The sequence below is a fragment of the Romboutsia sp. genome, from assembly GCF_056995035.1.
In genome coordinates, this window is sequence record NZ_JBXKIW010000015.1 from 1 (window position 1) to 19086 (window position 19086).

Sequence of the window (19086 nt, forward strand, 5' to 3'; positions counted from 1 at the left end):
TGCAATATATCCAGCAAGTACTGGTAACATAAATCCAAATGCAGCTTTACCTATTGATATAAGGAAAGCTGGTAATGGTAAATTTGAACCAAAATTAGCTGGATTTATTGTGTAATCATCAAATAAAAATGCTAATGCTATAAGTATTCCTCCACTTACAACAAATGGTAGCATATTTGATACACCATTCATTAAATGCTTATATATTTTTCTAAATGCAGTTTCATCCTCATTACTTCCTTCGCTAGAACTACTTTCTCCAGAGTGATGATAAATTGGAGCGTCTCCTTTAGATGCTCTTTCTATTAATTCTTCTGCTTTGTGTATTCCATTTGCAACCTTAGTTATAATAACTTTTTTGCCATTAAATCTAGCCATTTCAACTTTTTTATCAGCTGCTACTATTATACATTCTGCATTTTCTATTTCATCTGAAGTTAACATATTTTTGACTCCTGATGAACCATTTGTTTCTACTTTTATCGAAACTCCTTTTTTCTCACCCATTCTATTTAGGCTTTCTGCTGCCATAAAAGTATGAGCTATTCCAGTTGGACAAGCTGTTACTGCAAGTACTTTTGGATAAATTGAGTTTTGATTTTGTGTAGAAGATGCTTCTTCTACTGATTTCTTATTTTGGAATTTCTCGCTTTCCTTTTTATCTATTAATTTAATAAGCGCTTCTACTGATTTTGAATTTATTAAATCATCTCTAAATTTTTCATCCATAAGTATTGTTGATAATCTTGATAATACTTCTAAATGAATATCATTAGCTCCATCTGGTGCTGCTATCATAAAAAATAGATTTGCTAAACTTCCATCAAAAGCTTCATAATCTATACCCTCTTTACAAACTGCTACGCCTAAACATACATTATTGACTGCTTTAGTTTTTGCATGAGGTATTGCGACCCCTTCACCTATTCCTGTTGTACTCATATTTTCACGAGCTATTATAGCCTTTTTATATTCTTCTTTATTATTTAGATTCCCACTGTTGTTTACTAACTCTACAAGATTATCTATAACTTCTAACTTATTTTTCCCTTGTAAATTTAAATCTACCGATTTTTTATTTATTAAGTCTGTTATTCTCATTTTTATCTCCTTTCTGAACTTATTATTTTAAAATTTCTATACTTATTTCATTTTTTAATTTATTTATAAAATCTTTCTCTGCTAAATCATAAGAAAATGCTGTTGCACTTCCACTTGCTGCTCCTACATGTAGAGCATCTTCATATTTATTACTATTTAAATAACCTGCAATAAAGCCAGCAACCATAGAATCACCTGCTCCAACTGAATTTTTAACGATACCTTTAGCCACATTACTTCTTAAAACCATTCCATCCTCTGTAACTAGTATAGCTCCATCTTTTCCCATAGATATCAATACATTTTGTGCACCCATATCTTTTAATTTATTTGCATACAATACTATATCATCTATACTTTCTAGCTTTATACCAAACATTTCTTCTAACTCATGATTGTTTGGCTTTATTAAAAATGGATTATACTTTAATACATTTAAAAGTAAATTTTTAGTAGCATCTACTACTACCTTGATATTTTTTTCTTTAATTCTATCCATTATATTTTCATAAAGTTTTTCATCTAGAGTTGATGGTATACTTCCTGCTAAAACTAATATATCATCGCTATTTAATTTATCTATTTTTTCGTATAATTCGTTTAATTTCTCTTCACATACATGTGGACCTTGTCCATTTATCTCTGTTTCTTCATCCGCTTTTATTTTTACATTTATTCTAGTAAATCCATTTTCAAGTTTTATGAAGTCTAAATTCAGTGCTTTTTCTTCTAAAATATTTTCTATATATTTTCCTGTAAATCCACTTATAAATCCTAATGCAGTGCTTTTATGTCCTAATTCTTTCAATATTAAAGATACATTTATTCCCTTTCCACCAGGATATACGTATTCTTCATTAGTTCTATTTATATTACCGCTATTTAAGTTATTTAATTTAACTATATAGTCTATTGAAGGATTTAAAGTTACTGTATATATCATAGTTTTCACCTCTATTTTCTCTTTATATTTGTAGTTTATGTTCTTAATTTACGTTGTCTTTTATACGTTTGATAACTTTTATCTTTATATTTATGATACCTTGAAATCATTTTCCCTGAAAGCTAAAAAATTTCTCTTAGTTAAAAGAGAAATTTATCATTATTTTATTTAATTTTAAGGTTAAGCTACTTATTTAAACATATTCACAAACTTGTCAAAATTTTTATTTTCACATATGCTTATTACTTTTGATATAGAATCTACTCTTTTATATATATCTAAAAATAATTCTTCATAATCTAATATTTTATCTTTATCAACTGCCAACATTATTACTAATCTTACTTTGTCCATTTCCCAATGTATAGGATTTTTTAAAATACCTATTGCTATTTTACTTTCATTTATTAATCCATTAGCACCATGAGGAATAGCTACCATATTTCCTATTTCTGTTGTTGCTATTCTTTCTCTTTCTAAATAAGATTCTTTCATTATATTATCTATATAATTCTTTTCTAACAGTTTATCGCACATATAATTTATCACTTCTTCTTTACTATTCATATCAATATCTATAAAAAATAAGTCTTGCTGTAATAAATTTTTAATTTGTAGATCTATATATACTTTTTCAGTTTCTATATACTTTTCAATCATTTTTATTTCTTTTTTAGTAAGCATTGGCGATACATTTATTACTGGTATATCTTCTAAGCTTAATGGAACTGTTGATATTACAAAATCAACGTCTATAGCATTTATATAATCTACTAAGTATGATGGTATTATTTTAATAATTTCTAATTTTTCTTTAAATATATTTTCTAATTTTGATTTTATAAGCATTGATGTACCTATACCTGAGGTACAAACTATTATAGTTTTTAGTACCTTTTTTTCATCGTTTTGTGAAGCTCTCTCTAAAGCCCCACCAACATGAAGGGCTATGTTTGCAATTTCATCTTCACTTATTTCTATATTTAAATATTTTTCTATTGTTTTTTTAGCAATTTTGGCTAACTCAAAGGCAAATGGGTATTTTATTTTTATATCATTTACAACTATTGTGTACTGATTTATGTCTAACTTGAGTCTTTTATATAGATTATTTATATGATTATATAAGCATTCTTCAAATATTTTATCATTACTAATATCTATAGATGTTGCTATTTTTAAATCCTGTACAAATTGTCTTATAGAACTTATTATTATATCTTTATTTTCATTATTGTTTATTATATATTCTTTTTTGCTTTTATAATTTAATATATATTTTTTTATATACTTTTTTTCTTGTTGTAAACAATATTCTTCTTTATTTTTATTTATATAAATAGATTTATCTTTATCGCAATTATATATATATACATCTTGATCTATATTTCGGCTTAATGATATTAATATATTATTTAAGATATTTTTAAATTCTATATCAGTTATAATTAACTTTTCATCATCTAAACAGTCTAATAATATCTTATTTATAGTAAATATATTATTTTTTACATATTGTGTTAAAAAATCATTTATATTTAATTCATTATCTTTTTTATTATACAAACTTACTATACATTTTATAATATCTTTCTCTTCACCTAATATAATTATTCCTTGTTTGTGCTTTGTAGCTATTTTTATATTATATTTGCCTAATATTTTTTTAACTTCTTTTAAATCATTTTTTACAGTAGATACACTTACATACATAGAGTCTGCTAAATCGTCTAATCTAATAGCATTTTCATTTGTTGTGCTTAAGTTTAGCATTGTTTTTATAATATACATAACTCGATCTATATCATTATAGATATTAGTATTTAAATTCAATTCATCTAAGTTTCCTTCTATTTTGTATCCAACACCTCTTACAGGCATTATTTTACTATTTTTAAGAACTTTATTTATCTCTTTTATTTCACTTTGAATTGTTTTTGTTGAGCATCCTATTTCTTGACTTAAAGCTATGCTACTTACTGCATTACTATTACCTGACAATGTCTTTATTATGTTTAATTGTCTTGGAGTTATATTTACCGTCACAAAAATCACCTTTATTCTAAATAATTATTTCTAATCTATTTTATATATTCTTCTGTAAGATTAAATTCCTTATACAGATACTCTTCTATAGTATCATAATTTTCTTCAATGCTACATTTACATATTCTTCATTTACTTCAAATGTTTGATTTAATTTTTCTAGCTGTACAATTATTTAATACTACTAAATTCTCCAGATATTTTATTAGTGTTATAGTTTTTTGTATGATAAATTGTTTATTGGTAGTTTACAATATATCTAATTAAAATATTCCATTGACATTTGTCGCAATATTCTATATTATCATTATAAATAATGCTAACAACAAATCAATACCCGCTTGAAGCTTTATAGAAGAGTTGCTAAATTTGGCACACCGAAGGAGTTACACTCTCAGGTACTTTTATAAAAAGTAGGACTGTAAAGCTTAGGGAACTCTGGAGAGACCCATTATGGGCGCCGAAGGGGCAAGGCAATTACGCTCAATCTCTCAGGCAAAAGGACAGGGATTATATACTATACTTAGTACTTTTTTTGAGTACCTTTTTATAGTATGTCGTTTATCCAGAGCTAAATCTATGCTAGATTTAGCTTTTTTTAATCTACCTGTCAATTAATTCATTTTACTCTATTGATTTACTAGGGCATAAAATTCACTTCGCTCTTTGATGTTAAAATATATAAATTTTGTATTTTATCAAATTTAAATCGTGAGCGAAAAATATTAAGGAGTGTATTTTTATGAATTTAATTGATGTTTTAAACCAAATGAACTCTTTCATATGGGGTCCACCTTTACTTGTACTATTAGTTGGTACTGGTATCTTATTTTCTTTTAAGCTTGGATTTTTACAAATTACTAAGCTTCCTACTGCTCTAAAGCTAATTTTTAAAGCTGAAAACAGTGGTAGTGGTGATATTTCTAGCTTCGGTGCTTTATGTACAGCTCTTGCTGCTACTATTGGTACTGGAAATATAGTTGGTGTTGCTACTGCTATAAAAGTTGGAGGTCCTGGTGCATTATTTTGGCTATGGATTGCTGCATTCTTTGGTATGGCTACTAAATATGCTGAAGGTGTACTTGCTATAAAATATAGAACTAAAGACAAAAACGGACAAGTATCTGGTGGGCCCATGTATTATATCGTAAATGGTATGGGTAATAAGTACAAACCTCTTGCAATTTTCTTTGCTGTAAGTGGTGTGTTAGTTGCACTTTTAGGTATTGGTACTTTCACTCAAGTTAATTCTATAACTGATTCTCTTAATGGAAGTTTTGGAGTTGACCCTAGAATAACTGGAATTATTTTAGCCTTACTTGTTGCTTTAATTGTATTTGGAGGACTTAAAAATATATCTAAAGTTTCAACTACAGTAGTTCCTTTTATGTCTGTTATTTATATATTGATGTGCTTATTAATTCTTGTAAGTTCATTTGATAAAATACCATCTACTTTTATGTTGATAATAAAAAGTGCTTTTACTCCTACTTCTGCCTTTGGTGGATTTGTAGGTGCTAGTGTTTCTATGGCTATTCGAAATGGTATCGCTCGTGGTGTATTTTCTAATGAATCAGGACTTGGTAGTGCACCTATTGCTGCTGCTGCTGCTAAGACTGAGTGGCCGGCTGAACAAGGTCTTATTTCTATGACTGGTACTTTTATAGATAGTTTAATTATTTGTTCTCTTACTGGTTTTTCACTTATATTGTCAGGTGTTTGGCATGGAAATTTAAATGGTGCTCTTATGACTCAAAGTGCTTTTGAAAGTGTACTTCCTGGTATTGGGCCTTTATTTTTAACACTTAGTTTAAGTTTGTTTGCTTTTACTACTATACTAGGGTGGAGTTATTATGGTGAAAGATGTTTTGAGTTTTTATTTGGTACTAAAGGTATAAATGGTTATAGAATTATTTTTGTTTTTATGGTATTGCTTGGATCATTTTTAAAATTAGAAGTAGTTTGGATAATTGCAGATATTGTAAATGGTCTTATGGCTATTCCTAACTTGATTGCTCTGCTTTACCTTATGCCTGTGGTTGTTTCTGAAACTAATGTTTATATGGATTATTTAACATCTAAGAAAGAAAATTATATTCACACAAATCTATAGAATGCTCAAAATACCTAGTGTGTGATTACACACTAGGTTCTCTTTATAGTATGATTTATTAAAATATTTAGTAAGATACTTTTTGATGATTTTTTCTAGATTAATGTGAGTGAGAATGATGCATATCTGGAGTATGGTTATGAGTGTGTTCTATTGACTCATGGCTATGTTCATGACTATGTTCTTTATTTTTAAAATCCTTATGAGTATGATTGTGATGACCATCATTATGATTATGTCTATGCTCATGCTGAATAATTTCATGAATATGATTATGTTTATGTTTTTCTACAGCAGCATAATACGCACCAAAAATCATTAGAATAACTGCAATAACAAAATTCCATGTTACTGTTTCATTGTACATTAAAAGGGATAGTCCTACACCAATAAAAGGTGCAACAGCATAATACGCACTAGTTCTTGCTGCTCCTAATTCTCTCTGTGCAGTTATATAAAAGAATATACTTAACCCATAAGCAAAGAAACCTAGAATCAAGGCTATAAATATATACCCTATATCACTTGCATATTCTTTAGTTAAAAATGCTATCATAAGCGACCCTACTCCAGATCCTAATCCTTTAATAACTACTATTTGCATAGGGTCTTTTAAAGACATCATTCTTGTACAATTGTTTTCAAATCCCCAACACATACAGGCTAGCAAAACAAATATTGAACCTATTGAAAATGAAAAACTACTAAAGTCTGCTACTGATAAAATAATACTTGAAGCAGTAATAAAGAAAATTGCTATCCATAGCCTTTTGCCAATTGATTCTTTAAAGATTAATAAAGCAATAAGAGATGTAGCCACAATCTCAAAGTTATTCAATAACGAAGCATTTGAAGCTGTGGTCTTGCTTAACCCAATCATCAAAAATATTGGTGCAGCAATATCTAAGACTATCATCCCTACAGTAAATGGAAGCTCTTTTATTCCAATTCTAGCTTCTTTATGTTTGGCTCCCGTTGAGTTTTTTATCAAACTCATAAGTAACATACCAATACCTGCTCCAAGATATAGTAGAGCCGCCATAATCATAGGAGGTATTTTTTCTAGTAAAAACTTAGATACTGGTGAACTTATTCCAAACAATGCAGCTGCAAGAATTGCTTGAAACACCGCTACATATTGTTTTGATTTTATCATACTCTTTTCTCCCCTTTTGAATGTTTAAATTCTAATATCATTATATTCTATGTTTATTTTTTGTTAGAATATTTTTGTGAAATAACTTATGAAAAGTTTAAAACATATAATCATATATTAGGCATACCATCTCATCTATGAATTTCATCTTATCATCTTTATTTTCTAATTTTGATATTAAAATATAATTTGCATCTATGGTTGTTAGTATTATTTCACATTTTATATCTAGATTTTTTATATTTTCTTTATTATTAATTTCATCAAAAAAATTCATAATTAAATCTTTTACACGTTGTTTCTTTTTATCATTATATTCTCCTATTTCTTCATATTCTTTTTTTATTGTTTCTATATCTTTATAAATAAAAGCCAACTCAGATAAGAGTTCTATATTTTCAATAAAAAAATTTTTTAATATTTGTCTTTTATCATTTTCTTTAGATAGTTTTTCTAAGATTTTTTCTAATTCTAGATATTTTTTCTCAGATATTCTATTTAATATTTCTAAAAAAATATTACTTTTATCATTAAAATAATTATAAAATAATCCCGTTGATACTCCTGCTTTTTTTGCAATTTCCTTTGAATTCGTATTATAAAAACCTTTTTCATTAAATAACTGAAAAGCTGCATTTATAAGACTTTCTTTTTTTTCTATAGCCCTTTTTTGTTTGGGCTCTCTTATGTTTTGTTGCATATAATCACCTATTCCTACACATTATTATTATAATTATATATTTATCTAATATATTAATCAATAAATATGAACTAAATTTCAGTTTTAGTTGACTTTCTTTATTTGAAATATTAAAATAAAATATGAACTAAAGTTCATGTTTCTACATCGTATTTATCAAAGAAGGATTTTTTATGAAAATTAATTCTTTATTATTTTTCTAAATAAAATTTATAATTATACGAAGTAATAAAAAATAACTGCAAAGGTGTGATGTAATATGAAAAGTAATACAAAAAATAATTTAACTTTAATTAGGATGAAAATATTTTTAATAGCTTTAGCAGCTGTTTTGATATTTTGTATATTTGGAAGAAACAACTTGGTAGTTGGAGTAGGAGCAGTTATTATAGCGACAACTATGTTTGGAGAAGATTATACTGCTAATATAGCAACTACCACTCTATTACTTGCTATAATAAATGTCCTTATAGGAGTTTTTGCATATATGGCAATTCTAAATTCCTTTTTAGGATTAATTCTTACATTTTTTATAAGTTTCATTATTTACTATTTATTTAGTTATGATGCTAAGGCCTCAAAAAGTATTGGATTTATCATAACATATTTAATGTTAGTATATTCCCCAGTTCCGTTGAATGATATGCCTATGAGGTTAGTTGCTCTTGCATTCTCAGGAATAGTAATAATGCTATTATATTATACTTTATCTAAGTATAACTTTAATGCTGTTGTAAATAAAGAAATTATAAGTGTTATAGATTCAATAAAAGAAGAAATAGATTTGATTTTAGCTGATGAAGAAATAAATGATAAAAATAAATCTCTAAATATTAGATTGAAAAATATAGAACTCAAGATATATGAAAGAATGTTCAATTCTAAAAAGGAATTAGACAGTATTTATATAAAAGATATAATAATAGTTTTATTAAAAAAAATTAATACAAATCTTCCTATTGTAAAGAAAAAAGAAAGCAACATAATTCTTCTAGAAAATATAAAAAAAATATTTGAAGACATAAAATTATATATATTAAATGAAGATAGTTTAGAAAATTTAAAAGATAACTTAAAAAAGTATCATCATAACCTAGAAACAGATAAAATAGCAAATGATATAGACAAGTATAATTATTATAGTTTAAAAGCTTCAATAGAAGAAATTTATAAATCTATAGAAGATATGGATAATATTAAATCTGTTTATATAAATGAAAGAATTAAATTATTAAAATTAATTAAAGAAAATATGTATGGACTTAAAAATAATTTTAAAATGAATTCATTAAGATTTAATTTAGCAATAAAAGCATCCATATTAATTTCTTTATCTGTTTTTATAGTAAATTATTTTCATATCTATCAAGGACAATGGGCTATATATACAATAGTAATAGTGTTATTCCCAAATGCTGAATTTAACAAGGAAAGAGCTAAAGATAGGATAATAGGCACTATTATAGGAGCTATTTTATTTAATATAATAAACTTATTCATAAATGGTAATATAGTTTGGATGATAATTTTATTACTTATATCTGCGTATGCTTCAACAGTTATAGTACCTTATAATACGAGATGTATATTTATAACATTTAACGCTATATTAGGTATTCAAATAATGTATCCAAATAATGCAGTTTTTATGTTGACTGAATATAGAGTGCTGTTTAGTTTAATAGGTGTAATTGTTACAGCAATAATAATGAATGTTTTCTTCCCTTATAAGTTAAAAGATGATACTAAAAATACTATATTAAAATATATAGATTTAAATCAAAGTATTTTAAATGAATTAGAGAAGGATAACATAGATAAAAATAAGTTAGAGATTATGCTACTTGCTGATAATTATTATTGGAGAAGAATCAATTATAATAATAAAGAATTAAAATGTAATGATATTGAAAATCTATTAAGTGAACAAAGTAATTTTATTACTGATGTAAGCTTTTTATTCAAAACAAGTAATTATGTAGATAATAATGCTGCTTTTGTAAAATCAATAGCAATGAATTTTAAAACAAATATTACTGACAATAATTTTGATGATAAAGCAAAAGAAATCTTTAATTCACTAAGTAGTGATGCTGAAAGATTAATAGTAATAAGCATGTATAAAATCTACTCAGATGTTAAAAACATAAATTTATCAGGTGAAAAAGTTATTACTAATTTGAATAATCTGTAATGAGTTTCCTTACTATAAATGATATGTGAAAATATTTTTAAATTTCAATTCTCTTATTATAAGCATAACTTGCAAAAATGCTTTTTTAGTACTAATTATATGGTTATGACGTACTTTTCTTAAAATACGCAACAAGGGCTTACTTTATCATAGTAAGCCCTATTTTATTAAGTCTATATATACCATATTGACTATAATTTCATTAATGCAAACTTCAAGTATTCTAATACTTACAAATCATATCACACTTGTTTTTGATTCTTGCCTCCTTTCATAAAAGCTTGAAAAAATATCTCACAAGGTAAATTTTATTTATAAAATTATCCCCTAGCGAAACTATTCAAATGATGATATTAGTAAATTCTTAGTTTAAATTAATTAAGCTGCACTTATATTAAGTACAGCCTTCGTCTATTTTACTAGTATGTTATACATTTTAGAATTGTCTAGAACTTCTAATCCATAGTCTATATCTGATTCTAGTGCAATTATATCACCTGTTTTTATAATTACTTCATCATTTTCTTTATATACAATTTTAATACTTCCTTCAATCATTATAAATAAGGTTTCCATTTCATAGTATTCTTTATCTATACTTTCTCCCTTTGCAAGAGAGAAAAATCTTATTTCTACATTCTCATTATTTATTAAAGCTTTACTAGCTATTTGGTTTCCCCTATGACTTACTATTTCATTTATATGTATTGGTTCATAAGGCTTAATATTTTTAAGATATTTCATATTAGTCCTCCTTAACTACTACCAGAAGCATTGACATATTTTCTTTAGCTGTTACTTGATGAGGAATATTAGCTGGCATAACTACCATCTGCCCTTTGACAGCCTCCATAGTCTCATCTCCAATTTTTACTGTAGCAACACCATCAGTTATGTATATAAGAGCATCTCCTTTAGCTGCATGTGGACCTACCCCTTCACCTTTCCCAAATGCAAATGCAGTGATTCCAACACCTTTTTTTTGAGCTAATGTAACTGATTCTATTTGACCTTCTTTTGCAACTACTAAATTTTCAAAATCTACAGGTTTTGCTTTTTCTATATTTTTTATTAATTCATTCATTTATATCTTCTCCTTTTATTTATAAATCTTAAAGACTAGGCAATTATACATTTTTTTATTATTGTTTCCATTTATCAAAGAAATATATACTTGCTTAATCATAACCTATAAAAGAACCATTCTTAGTATAATCGCAGATACAATTTGAATTATAGTAACTCCTAGTGCATAAAATGAGTATTACAGTTTGCAAATCTAACAACGTATTACAATCATGTATTTTAAAATACTTCCGTTTTTAGCATTTATATTTCTTATTTAGTCATACAAATTAAATAAAGGTACATATGTGATTATAATCATATTTAGTATTTCTATTATTTATATATTAAAATTCTTTGAGAATATTTTTTTAAAAAAAGATTAAAATAAGTATGTAATAAACATTTAATATACATATAGCTGAATAGATATTACAATCGTTTGGAAATCATGAATCAATAAGAAAAGGTACTAATACTGTATAAGCACTTGCAGATAAAACAATTGCTAGAACTGGATATAGCGCTTATCTATACAGAATTCAAGAAATTATTTATTAAGAAACAAAATAATATTAACAATATGGAGGTATTTCAAATGAATTTAAATACTAGAGATGTAATTGTGAAAAAACTTCTCGATGCCCAAGAAAATGTACGTGATTATGAAACATTTTCTAAAAAAGTAGATAATAATGAAGTTAGTAGTCTATTTAAACAATTTGCTGAAGAATCAGGTATGCAAGCTAGCAAGCTACAAAAACTACTAGACAAATCTGAAAATAGATAGGAGTAATGTTTCTATCTATGTACACTAACCCTAGAAAACCTATATATTGGCTTTCTAGGGTTTTTATTATAAAAATTAGACAATATAATCCTTATTGTTTTCCATATATATTAATTAGTTTGCTAGATTTCAATTTTATTTTATCATTCGATATTTTTTTCTTACTTATTGTAATTTTCAGTATCTTTTTAAAATTACTTGTAATTCAGACAAATGCATGTTAAAATGTTTTAGAAATCATTAAATTAAAAAAGTTAAAAATAATTCGAAAATCAAAATTTAATAAGGGGGCAATATTATGCAAACAACGAAATCGAATGATACAAAAGTTAAACATCCGCCTGGGTTGTATTTACTATTCTTCACAGAAATGTGGGAAAGATTTAGTTATTATGGGATGAGAGCTTTATTAGTTATGTATTTAACTACAGAATTAATAAAAGGTGGTCTAGGATTTAGTGCACAAAGTGCAACACTTCTTTATGGTTATTTTACAGGCTTTGTTTATTTCACTCCACTAATAGGAGGATGGCTTTCTGATAGATATTTAGGACAACGAAAAGCGGTAACTATCGGTGGTATAACAATGGCTCTTGGTCAACTTACATTATTTGCAGGCCAAAGTAAAACGTTCTTATATTTAGGCTTATTCTTACTTATAATTGGTAACGGTTTCTTTAAACCAAATATATCAACATTAGTTGGTAAATTATATGCAGATGGAGATAAAAGAAGAGATGGTGCATTCACAATATTCTATATGGGAATTAACTTAGGTGCATTCTTAGCTCCACTTGTATGTGGTACTTTAGCAGAAGGTATTTTTGCACAAAAACAAGGTGATGTGATAATGCATTATGGATTTAAATATGGTTTCTTAGCAGCTGCTATAGGTATGATAGTAGGACAAATATTATTTAATGCTTTATCAAATAAATATCTTGGTGACATAGGTAAATACCCAGTTTCACAACAAAAAACTAATGATAAAAATAGTGAAGTTTCAAATGCACCTCTTACTAAGAAAGAAAAAGAAAGAACTGCAGTTATATTCATATTAGCAGCTTTCGTAGTAGTATTCTGGGCAGGGTTTGAACAAGCAGGAAGTTCACTTACAATATATACTCAAGATTTTATAAATAGAAATGCATTTGGAACAGAAATACCTGTATCTTGGTTCCAATCATTAAACCCAGTATTAATAGTTATACTTGCACCAATTATGTCAATGGTATGGACAAAATTAGCTAATTCAAAGCGTGGAGATTTACCAACACCTGTAAAAATGGCTTTTGGTATGATTCTTCTTGGTCTTGGTTTCTTATTAATGGTTGGAGCTGGTTTACAAAGAGGAGATGCTGGAAATGACGTAACTGTAAAAGCAAGTATGATATGGCTTGTTGGAACTTACTTCTTACACACACTTGGTGAGCTTTGTTTATCTCCAGTAGGACTTTCAATGGTAAGTAAAATGGCACCTCCTAAATTAGCATCTTTACTTATGGGAGTTTGGCTAATGGCTAGTTTCTTTGCTAATATAATTGGTGGATATATAGCTTCTTACGTTGAAAAACTTGGACATATCCAAGTATTCGGTACTATAGCAGCAGCTGTTATAGTATGTGGATTGATATTATTAACACTAAGAAAGAAACTTATTTCTATGATGGAAGAATAATATATACAATTAAAAAATCATACAAAAATAAATTTTTTATAAAAAAACTAAGCTACCTTTCTCCTGTAATCAATAGGAGAAAGGTAGCTTAATTTAGTTTATGCTATGCACTATTTTAAGAAATCTCATCTCGGTATTTTCAATTTTTCTTCCCTTTTCATTATTATTGTGTAAATTATTAAATACAAAGCAATGTTTCCTAATGATTATTATAATCAATTCATTAATGAAAACCAATGTCATGTAATGTTTTATATATAACGTTACTAATTCTCATATTCTTTTTCCAAATATTTAAATTTTAATAAAACTTAGAGAGGATTTTTGTATAATATGTAGAATTATATATATATATATAAAGATATTCTAATTATTATGGAGGCTAAAAATGGATTACGAACTATCTGACCTTATAGATATATCTCAACTTCAAAAACTACTTGATAGTTTTTATAATGCAACAGGCATTAGTTCAGGTGTTGTTTCAAGAAATGGAACAATATTGACTATGACAAAATGGACAAATGTTTGTACAAAATTTCATAGAGTAAATCCTGAATCTGAAAAGCGTTGTATTGAAAGCGATAAATATATATTAGATCAATTTAAAAATGGAAATGACATTGTAAACTTTCGTTGTAAAAATGGATTAGTAGATATGGGAGCACCTATTGTAGTAGACGGCACATTTCTCGCTACAATATTTGTAGGTCAAGTTTTGTTTGAAGAGCCAGATATAGAATATTTCAAAAAACAAGCTAATGAATTTGGTTTTGATGAAGAGTCTTATCTTGATGCATTAAAAGATATTCAAGTTGTTGATAAAGAAGAATATGAGAAAACAATTAATTTTCTTAAGGACTTTGCACAGATGGTTGGAGACATGGGATTAAGACAACTAAAGCTTTTAGAAGCTCAAAATAAACTTAAATTTTCTGATGAACGCTATAGGCTTGCTATTTGTGGTTCTAATGATGGAATTTGGGACTGGTGTTTTGTAGATAAGACAGGTTTCGCTTCAGATAGATTTTTAGAGATTTTAGGATATACATTTGATGAAATGAATTCTTTAATTGCTTATTTTATTGATCTTGTTCATCCTGAAGATAGACCCTATTATAGAGAAAAATACATTGAACATTTAAAAGGTAAAAGTGATCATTTTTATCAAGAAGTTCGTATAAAAACAAAATATAATAATTATAAATGGGTTTTAATCCGTGGATCTGCTGTTTTTCACACTGAAGGTAGTGCTATAAGAATATCAGGTTCTTTAACAGATTTATCTTATAAAAAGTCTGCAGAAGAACTATTAGAAAAAGAACAATATCTTTCTAATACTATTATAGATAATTCAAATATTATTATATGCGTTTGGGATAAAGATGGATCTTTAGTTAAATTTAACAAACAGGGCCAAAAAATTTGTGGATATTCAAAAAAAGAAGTTTTAGGCTATAAATGGATATATACCCCACTAAGAGAAATAGGAGAAAAAATATTAAACTATATAAAAAAACCAAGTGCAAATGTAATTCAACAAGAAGGTTCTATTCTTTGCAAAAATAGAGATTTAATTAATATTCTTTGGATTAACCAAATACTTACAAATAAAGATGGTTCTGTGAAAAATATTATTAGCATGGGATTAGATATAACAGAAAGAGTAAATGAAGAAAAAAGACTTACTGAATTTTTTGCAAACATTTCTCACGAGTTGAAAACTCCTTTAAACATAATATTTAGTTCTTTACAACTAGTAGAATCTTATTTATCTAAGGGTTTAGTTTCTGAAAATATAGATAAAATAATGAATTGTAAAAAAGGAATGAAACAAAATTGCTATAGGTTGTTAAGGCTAGTAAATAATTTAATAGACATTACAAAAATAGATGCAGGATATCTAAGTCTAAATATGGATAAATGTAATATTGTAAGTTTAGTAGAAGATATAACCCTATCTATTGCAGACTATGTAGAAATTAAAAATTTAAATCTTATATTCGATACTGATATAGAAGAAAAATTTATATGCTGTGACCCAGACACTATTGAAAGAATTATTTTGAACTTACTTTCCAATTCAATTAAGTTTACAAAACCTGGAGATAACATATTCGTAAGTTTACAAGATAAGGGGGATAATATACTTATTTCTGTCGTAGATACAGGCATCGGAATTGAAAAAAATAAATTAGATATAATATTTGAGCGTTTTAAACAAGTAAACAAATCATTTATAAGAGATCATGAGGGTAGTGGTATTGGCCTATCACTTGTTAAATCCCTTGTTGAAATGCACAATGGTTCTATTAAAGCCAACAGTATTTATGGAGAAGGTAGTGAATTTATAATTGAACTTCCTACAAACACCTTAGATTATGAAGAAACATATAGTCCTTATAAAGAACTATATAAAAAACAAGATACTAAAATAGAAAAAATAAATATAGAATTTTCTGATATATACTTTACATAAAAACACTGTAGATAAATTTGTTTTTACACAAATCTATCTACAGTATATTATATTTAAGCCTTTTATGCTCTTACTAATAATACTTAGCATCCTCTTGGTTTGTACTATATATTAAGTCCATAAATATCAGATAATTCTATTTGTACTCTTTCCACCCTTGAGTTTGATTGTATTTGATTTCTATTTACCATTGTTTCTTTACTTTCATTTATTATAATATTAGGCAATTTTACTATAAATTCTGTCCCCTCACCTACATTACTTTTTACTTTAATTGTACCTCCATGCATTTCAACAAGAGATTTAACTAAACATAATCCTATACCGCTTCCTTCACTAACCTTAGTTAATCTATCATGTACCTGCTTAAACCTTTCAAAAACATAATTAAGTTTGTCCTCATGTATACCTATACCTGTATCTTTAACATAAATCTCAATAAACGCTTCACTAGGAGATATAAAAATCTCTATTTTCCCACCTAAAATATTATATTTAATAGCATTAGATAATAAATTTAGCATTATTCTTTCCATTTTATCTAAATCAAAGGAAATTATCTTTTCTTCTATCTCACAATTAAATATAACTTCTATATTCTTTTCCTTTGCAAATCCAGCTACTGAATTACATATGTCTTTTACATACTTAACTATATCGTAGTTTTTAGGACAATACTCCTCATAACCTGCATCAATTTTAGTTGTATCAATAAGATTATTAACAAGCCTTAAAAGTCTAAAGCTATTTTGTCTAATAATATTTGTATACCTTGCAAAGTTAATAATATTATCACAAGTGATTCCTTTTAATTTAAGTTCTATCAATTGTAGTGAACTAAATATTAAATTTAAAGGTGTCCTAAACTCATGTGATAGGTTTGCAAAAAATTCAGTTCTCAACCTTTCAAGTTCTCTTTCAGTTTCCTTTATAGTTGTAATATCCTGCATTATACCTACTTTTCTAGCTCTATTTTCGTTTTCACCTCTTATAGGAAAACCTCTAAACCATATCCATCTAATTTGTCCATCTGGTCTTATTATCCTAAAAGTTTCATCAAAATCTTTATTTTCTATAGAATTTAAAAACTTATCCCAATCTTTAGAAGCAATATGTCCGTTTTTATTGTTTATATATCTATCTTTATCTTCAGGATGAATAGTATCTCCAAAAGATTCAATATCTTCATATAAGCTTTTACAACTTCTACCAAATACTTTTTCATATCCTGTACTTACATAAATCATCTTTTTGCCTTCTCTTATTAAAAATACACCATCTATATTTTCTGCAAGCTGACGGAACTTTTCTTCACTTTCCTTTAACTTCTGTTCCGCAATTGTTCTATGTGTTATATCTCTTGAAATACCTAAAATTCCAATTACATTATTATTTTCATCAAAGACAGGAGCCTTTATAACTTCACAATCTATAACATTACCATTTTTTAATTTATTAGATTCTTCATATATCTTTATCTTACCTTCTTTAACAACTTCCTTATCCTGATATGTAAAACGTTCTACAACTTCCCTATCATCAATTAATTCTCTATCAGTTTTTCCGATAAGCTGATCTTCACTTTTTCCATGAAATTCTTTAGCAGTACTATCATTTATCAACAAATAAGTTCCATTTAAATCCTTATAGAAAACATGATCTGGAATTGAATTAATTAAAATTTTCAAAACTTTATTTGCCTGTTCTATCTGACTTTTTATTCTTTTTTCTTCATTAATATCTATAGAAAAACCTATAGTTCCAATTATATTTCCCTCTTCATCATTTATAGCTACTTTATAGGATTGAACCCACGTATTATTAAAAGAAAATTTATATATATTTTTTATATTTCCTTTTGTCATTGTTTCCTTGTCTTCTTCTTCAAATTGCATTGCTAAATTAAAAGGCCAAACCTCAAAGTCAGTTTTACCTATTATATTATCAAATGTAAGTCCTCTTTCTTCTTCATGTTTTTTGTTAATATAAATATATTTACCATATTTATCCTTAGCCCAAGCAGCAAATGGTAAACTATCTATTAAAACCTTCATAAATTCATATTCTTTATGTATTTCTATTAGCTGTATTACAAAATAATCATCTTTCTGAGAAAAAACATGTACTTTAAAAAAACCATTAAAAGATTTTATAAATTGCTCTGTCGTACTACTTCCACCATTACTTTTTATATTTTCAAAAAAATTAAACCAATCAAAACTTTCATTAATAAAGGAAGGTAAAATATCTAATATACTTTTTCCTAAAATATCTTCTTCTTTTAATTTAACTATATTTTTAAATTTAGAATTTATATCTAATATTTTAAAATTAATAACATTCCCATTATTATCTTTAATTAGTCGACCGTAAAAATATCCAAATGGAGACTGTTTTACAATCTCCTTATAAAAATTCGCATTATTCATAAATAATCTCACCCCACCTCCATTTTATTTTATATTTACAGATTATTCAATAAGATACAAAATTTATTTAATTTCTAACAAAATTCTTCATTACATTCAAACATAAAAAGCACTCATTTAGAGTGCTTTTGTATTTTTCTTATCAATTACTTTACAAAGAAAACTGCTTATTACAAACCCCATTATTGCAAAAGCTGCCATAATTATAAACATATGTTTATAACCTGTTATCCCTGGTGTTTTATCTAATATTTTACCGTATAAAGAAAAGCAAAACATTGTAGGTGCATAACCAATAAAACTACCTATCGCCATTGCTGAACCTGTTATTTCTCTTGGCACTCCTATTTCTTCCATAGGTGCAAAGAATACCGACCTCATAGTAAATATAA

The 19086-nt window shown here is 26.6% G+C and carries 13 protein-coding genes, 1 pseudogene and 1 riboswitch; of the genes and pseudogenes, 5 read left to right on the plus strand and 9 right to left on the minus strand.

Annotated features, from left to right (window positions below):
• The 3 genes from AC11VW_RS01525 to AC11VW_RS01535 form a co-directional block, all read right to left on the minus strand.
• A partial coding sequence (locus AC11VW_RS01525; protein ID WP_484299631.1) for a fructose PTS transporter subunit IIA occupies positions 1-1101 on the minus strand: 1101 nt, incomplete at its 3' end.
• A gap of 22 nt (positions 1102-1123) precedes the next feature.
• Positions 1124-2044: a 1-phosphofructokinase gene (pfkB, locus tag AC11VW_RS01530; RefSeq protein WP_484299632.1), complete on the minus strand. Its 921-nt coding sequence runs from the start codon at positions 2042-2044 to the stop codon at positions 1124-1126.
• A gap of 189 nt (positions 2045-2233) precedes the next feature.
• Positions 2234-4090, minus strand: a complete 1857-nt coding sequence (locus AC11VW_RS01535; protein ID WP_484299633.1) for a BglG family transcription antiterminator — start codon at positions 4088-4090, stop codon at positions 2234-2236.
• A 428-nt stretch (positions 4091-4518) separates the two neighbouring features.
• Positions 4519-4607, plus strand: a riboswitch (glycine riboswitch).
• Between the two features lie 225 nt (positions 4608-4832).
• Here AC11VW_RS01535 and AC11VW_RS01540 point away from each other — a divergent pair.
• Positions 4833-6203: an alanine/glycine:cation symporter family protein gene (locus AC11VW_RS01540; RefSeq protein WP_484299634.1), complete on the plus strand. Its 1371-nt coding sequence runs from the start codon at positions 4833-4835 to the stop codon at positions 6201-6203.
• A 100-nt stretch (positions 6204-6303) separates the two neighbouring features.
• Here the strand turns inward: AC11VW_RS01540 and AC11VW_RS01545 are convergent, their stop codons facing one another.
• Entirely contained in the window at positions 6304-7359 is a 1056-nt protein-coding gene (locus AC11VW_RS01545) for a DMT family transporter (RefSeq protein ID WP_484299635.1), read from the minus strand.
• 97 nt (positions 7360-7456) lie between these two features.
• Positions 7457-8059, minus strand: a complete 603-nt coding sequence (locus tag AC11VW_RS01550) for a TetR/AcrR family transcriptional regulator (RefSeq protein ID WP_484299636.1) — start codon at positions 8057-8059, stop codon at positions 7457-7459.
• A gap of 259 nt (positions 8060-8318) precedes the next feature.
• Here AC11VW_RS01550 and AC11VW_RS01555 point away from each other — a divergent pair, with 259 nt between their 5' ends.
• A complete protein-coding gene (locus AC11VW_RS01555) occupies positions 8319-10253 on the plus strand; it encodes an FUSC family protein (protein WP_484299637.1) in 1935 nt (644 codons plus the stop codon).
• A gap of 411 nt (positions 10254-10664) precedes the next feature.
• On the opposite strand, the gene AC11VW_RS01560 is transcribed toward AC11VW_RS01555, so the two are convergent.
• Both AC11VW_RS01560 and AC11VW_RS01565 read right to left on the minus strand, forming a co-directional pair.
• Positions 10665-10997 (minus strand): cupin domain-containing protein, encoded by a 333-nt coding sequence (locus AC11VW_RS01560; protein ID WP_484299638.1) that lies wholly within the window; start codon positions 10995-10997, stop codon positions 10665-10667.
• A 1-nt stretch (position 10998) separates the two neighbouring features.
• The gene (locus tag AC11VW_RS01565) at positions 10999-11337 is read right to left on the minus strand and encodes a cupin domain-containing protein (protein ID WP_484299639.1); all 339 of its coding nucleotides are present in this window, start codon (positions 11335-11337) and stop codon (positions 10999-11001) included.
• Positions 11338-11823: 486 nt separating this feature from the next.
• Between AC11VW_RS01565 and AC11VW_RS01570 the strand changes: the two genes are divergently transcribed.
• From AC11VW_RS01570 to AC11VW_RS01580, 3 genes are all read left to right on the plus strand, one after another.
• Positions 11824-12108, plus strand: a complete 285-nt coding sequence (locus AC11VW_RS01570; RefSeq protein WP_484299640.1) for a hypothetical protein — start codon at positions 11824-11826, stop codon at positions 12106-12108.
• Between the two features lie 298 nt (positions 12109-12406).
• Positions 12407-13786, plus strand: coding sequence for a peptide MFS transporter (locus AC11VW_RS01575; protein ID WP_484299641.1), 1380 nt, complete (start codon positions 12407-12409; stop codon positions 13784-13786).
• A gap of 388 nt (positions 13787-14174) precedes the next feature.
• The gene (locus tag AC11VW_RS01580) at positions 14175-16265 is read left to right on the plus strand and encodes a PocR ligand-binding domain-containing protein (RefSeq protein ID WP_484299642.1); all 2091 of its coding nucleotides are present in this window, start codon (positions 14175-14177) and stop codon (positions 16263-16265) included.
• 104 nt (positions 16266-16369) lie between these two features.
• Here AC11VW_RS01580 and AC11VW_RS01585 read toward each other — a convergent pair whose 3' ends face one another.
• Positions 16370-18694 carry a PAS domain-containing sensor histidine kinase gene (locus AC11VW_RS01585; RefSeq protein ID WP_484299643.1) on the minus strand — a complete coding sequence of 775 codons (2325 nt, stop codon included), beginning with the start codon at positions 18692-18694 and terminating at the stop codon, positions 16370-16372.
• Between the two features lie 117 nt (positions 18695-18811).
• Positions 18812-19086 (minus strand): annotated as a pseudogene (locus tag AC11VW_RS01590) (MFS transporter); the annotation flags it as partial.

Bases quoted from the DNA above. Each gene is read 5' to 3' on its own strand.
- AC11VW_RS01560 (WP_484299638.1), bottom strand. From the start codon at position 10,997: ATGAAATATCTTAAAAATATTAAGCCTTATGAACCAATACATATAAAT.
- AC11VW_RS01575 (WP_484299641.1), top strand. From the start codon at position 12,407: ATGCAAACAACGAAATCGAATGATACAAAAGTTAAACATCCGCCTGGG.
- pfkB (WP_484299632.1), bottom strand. From the start codon at position 2,044: ATGATATATACAGTAACTTTAAATCCTTCAATAGACTATATAGTTAAA.
- AC11VW_RS01585 (WP_484299643.1), bottom strand. From the start codon at position 18,694: ATGAATAATGCGAATTTTTATAAGGAGATTGTAAAACAGTCTCCATTT.
- AC11VW_RS01565 (WP_484299639.1), bottom strand. From the start codon at position 11,337: ATGAATGAATTAATAAAAAATATAGAAAAAGCAAAACCTGTAGATTTT.
- AC11VW_RS01545 (WP_484299635.1), bottom strand. From the start codon at position 7,359: ATGATAAAATCAAAACAATATGTAGCGGTGTTTCAAGCAATTCTTGCA.
- AC11VW_RS01540 (WP_484299634.1), top strand. From the start codon at position 4,833: ATGAATTTAATTGATGTTTTAAACCAAATGAACTCTTTCATATGGGGT.
- AC11VW_RS01555 (WP_484299637.1), top strand. From the start codon at position 8,319: ATGAAAAGTAATACAAAAAATAATTTAACTTTAATTAGGATGAAAATA.
- AC11VW_RS01550 (WP_484299636.1), bottom strand. From the start codon at position 8,059: ATGCAACAAAACATAAGAGAGCCCAAACAAAAAAGGGCTATAGAAAAA.
- AC11VW_RS01580 (WP_484299642.1), top strand. From the start codon at position 14,175: ATGGATTACGAACTATCTGACCTTATAGATATATCTCAACTTCAAAAA.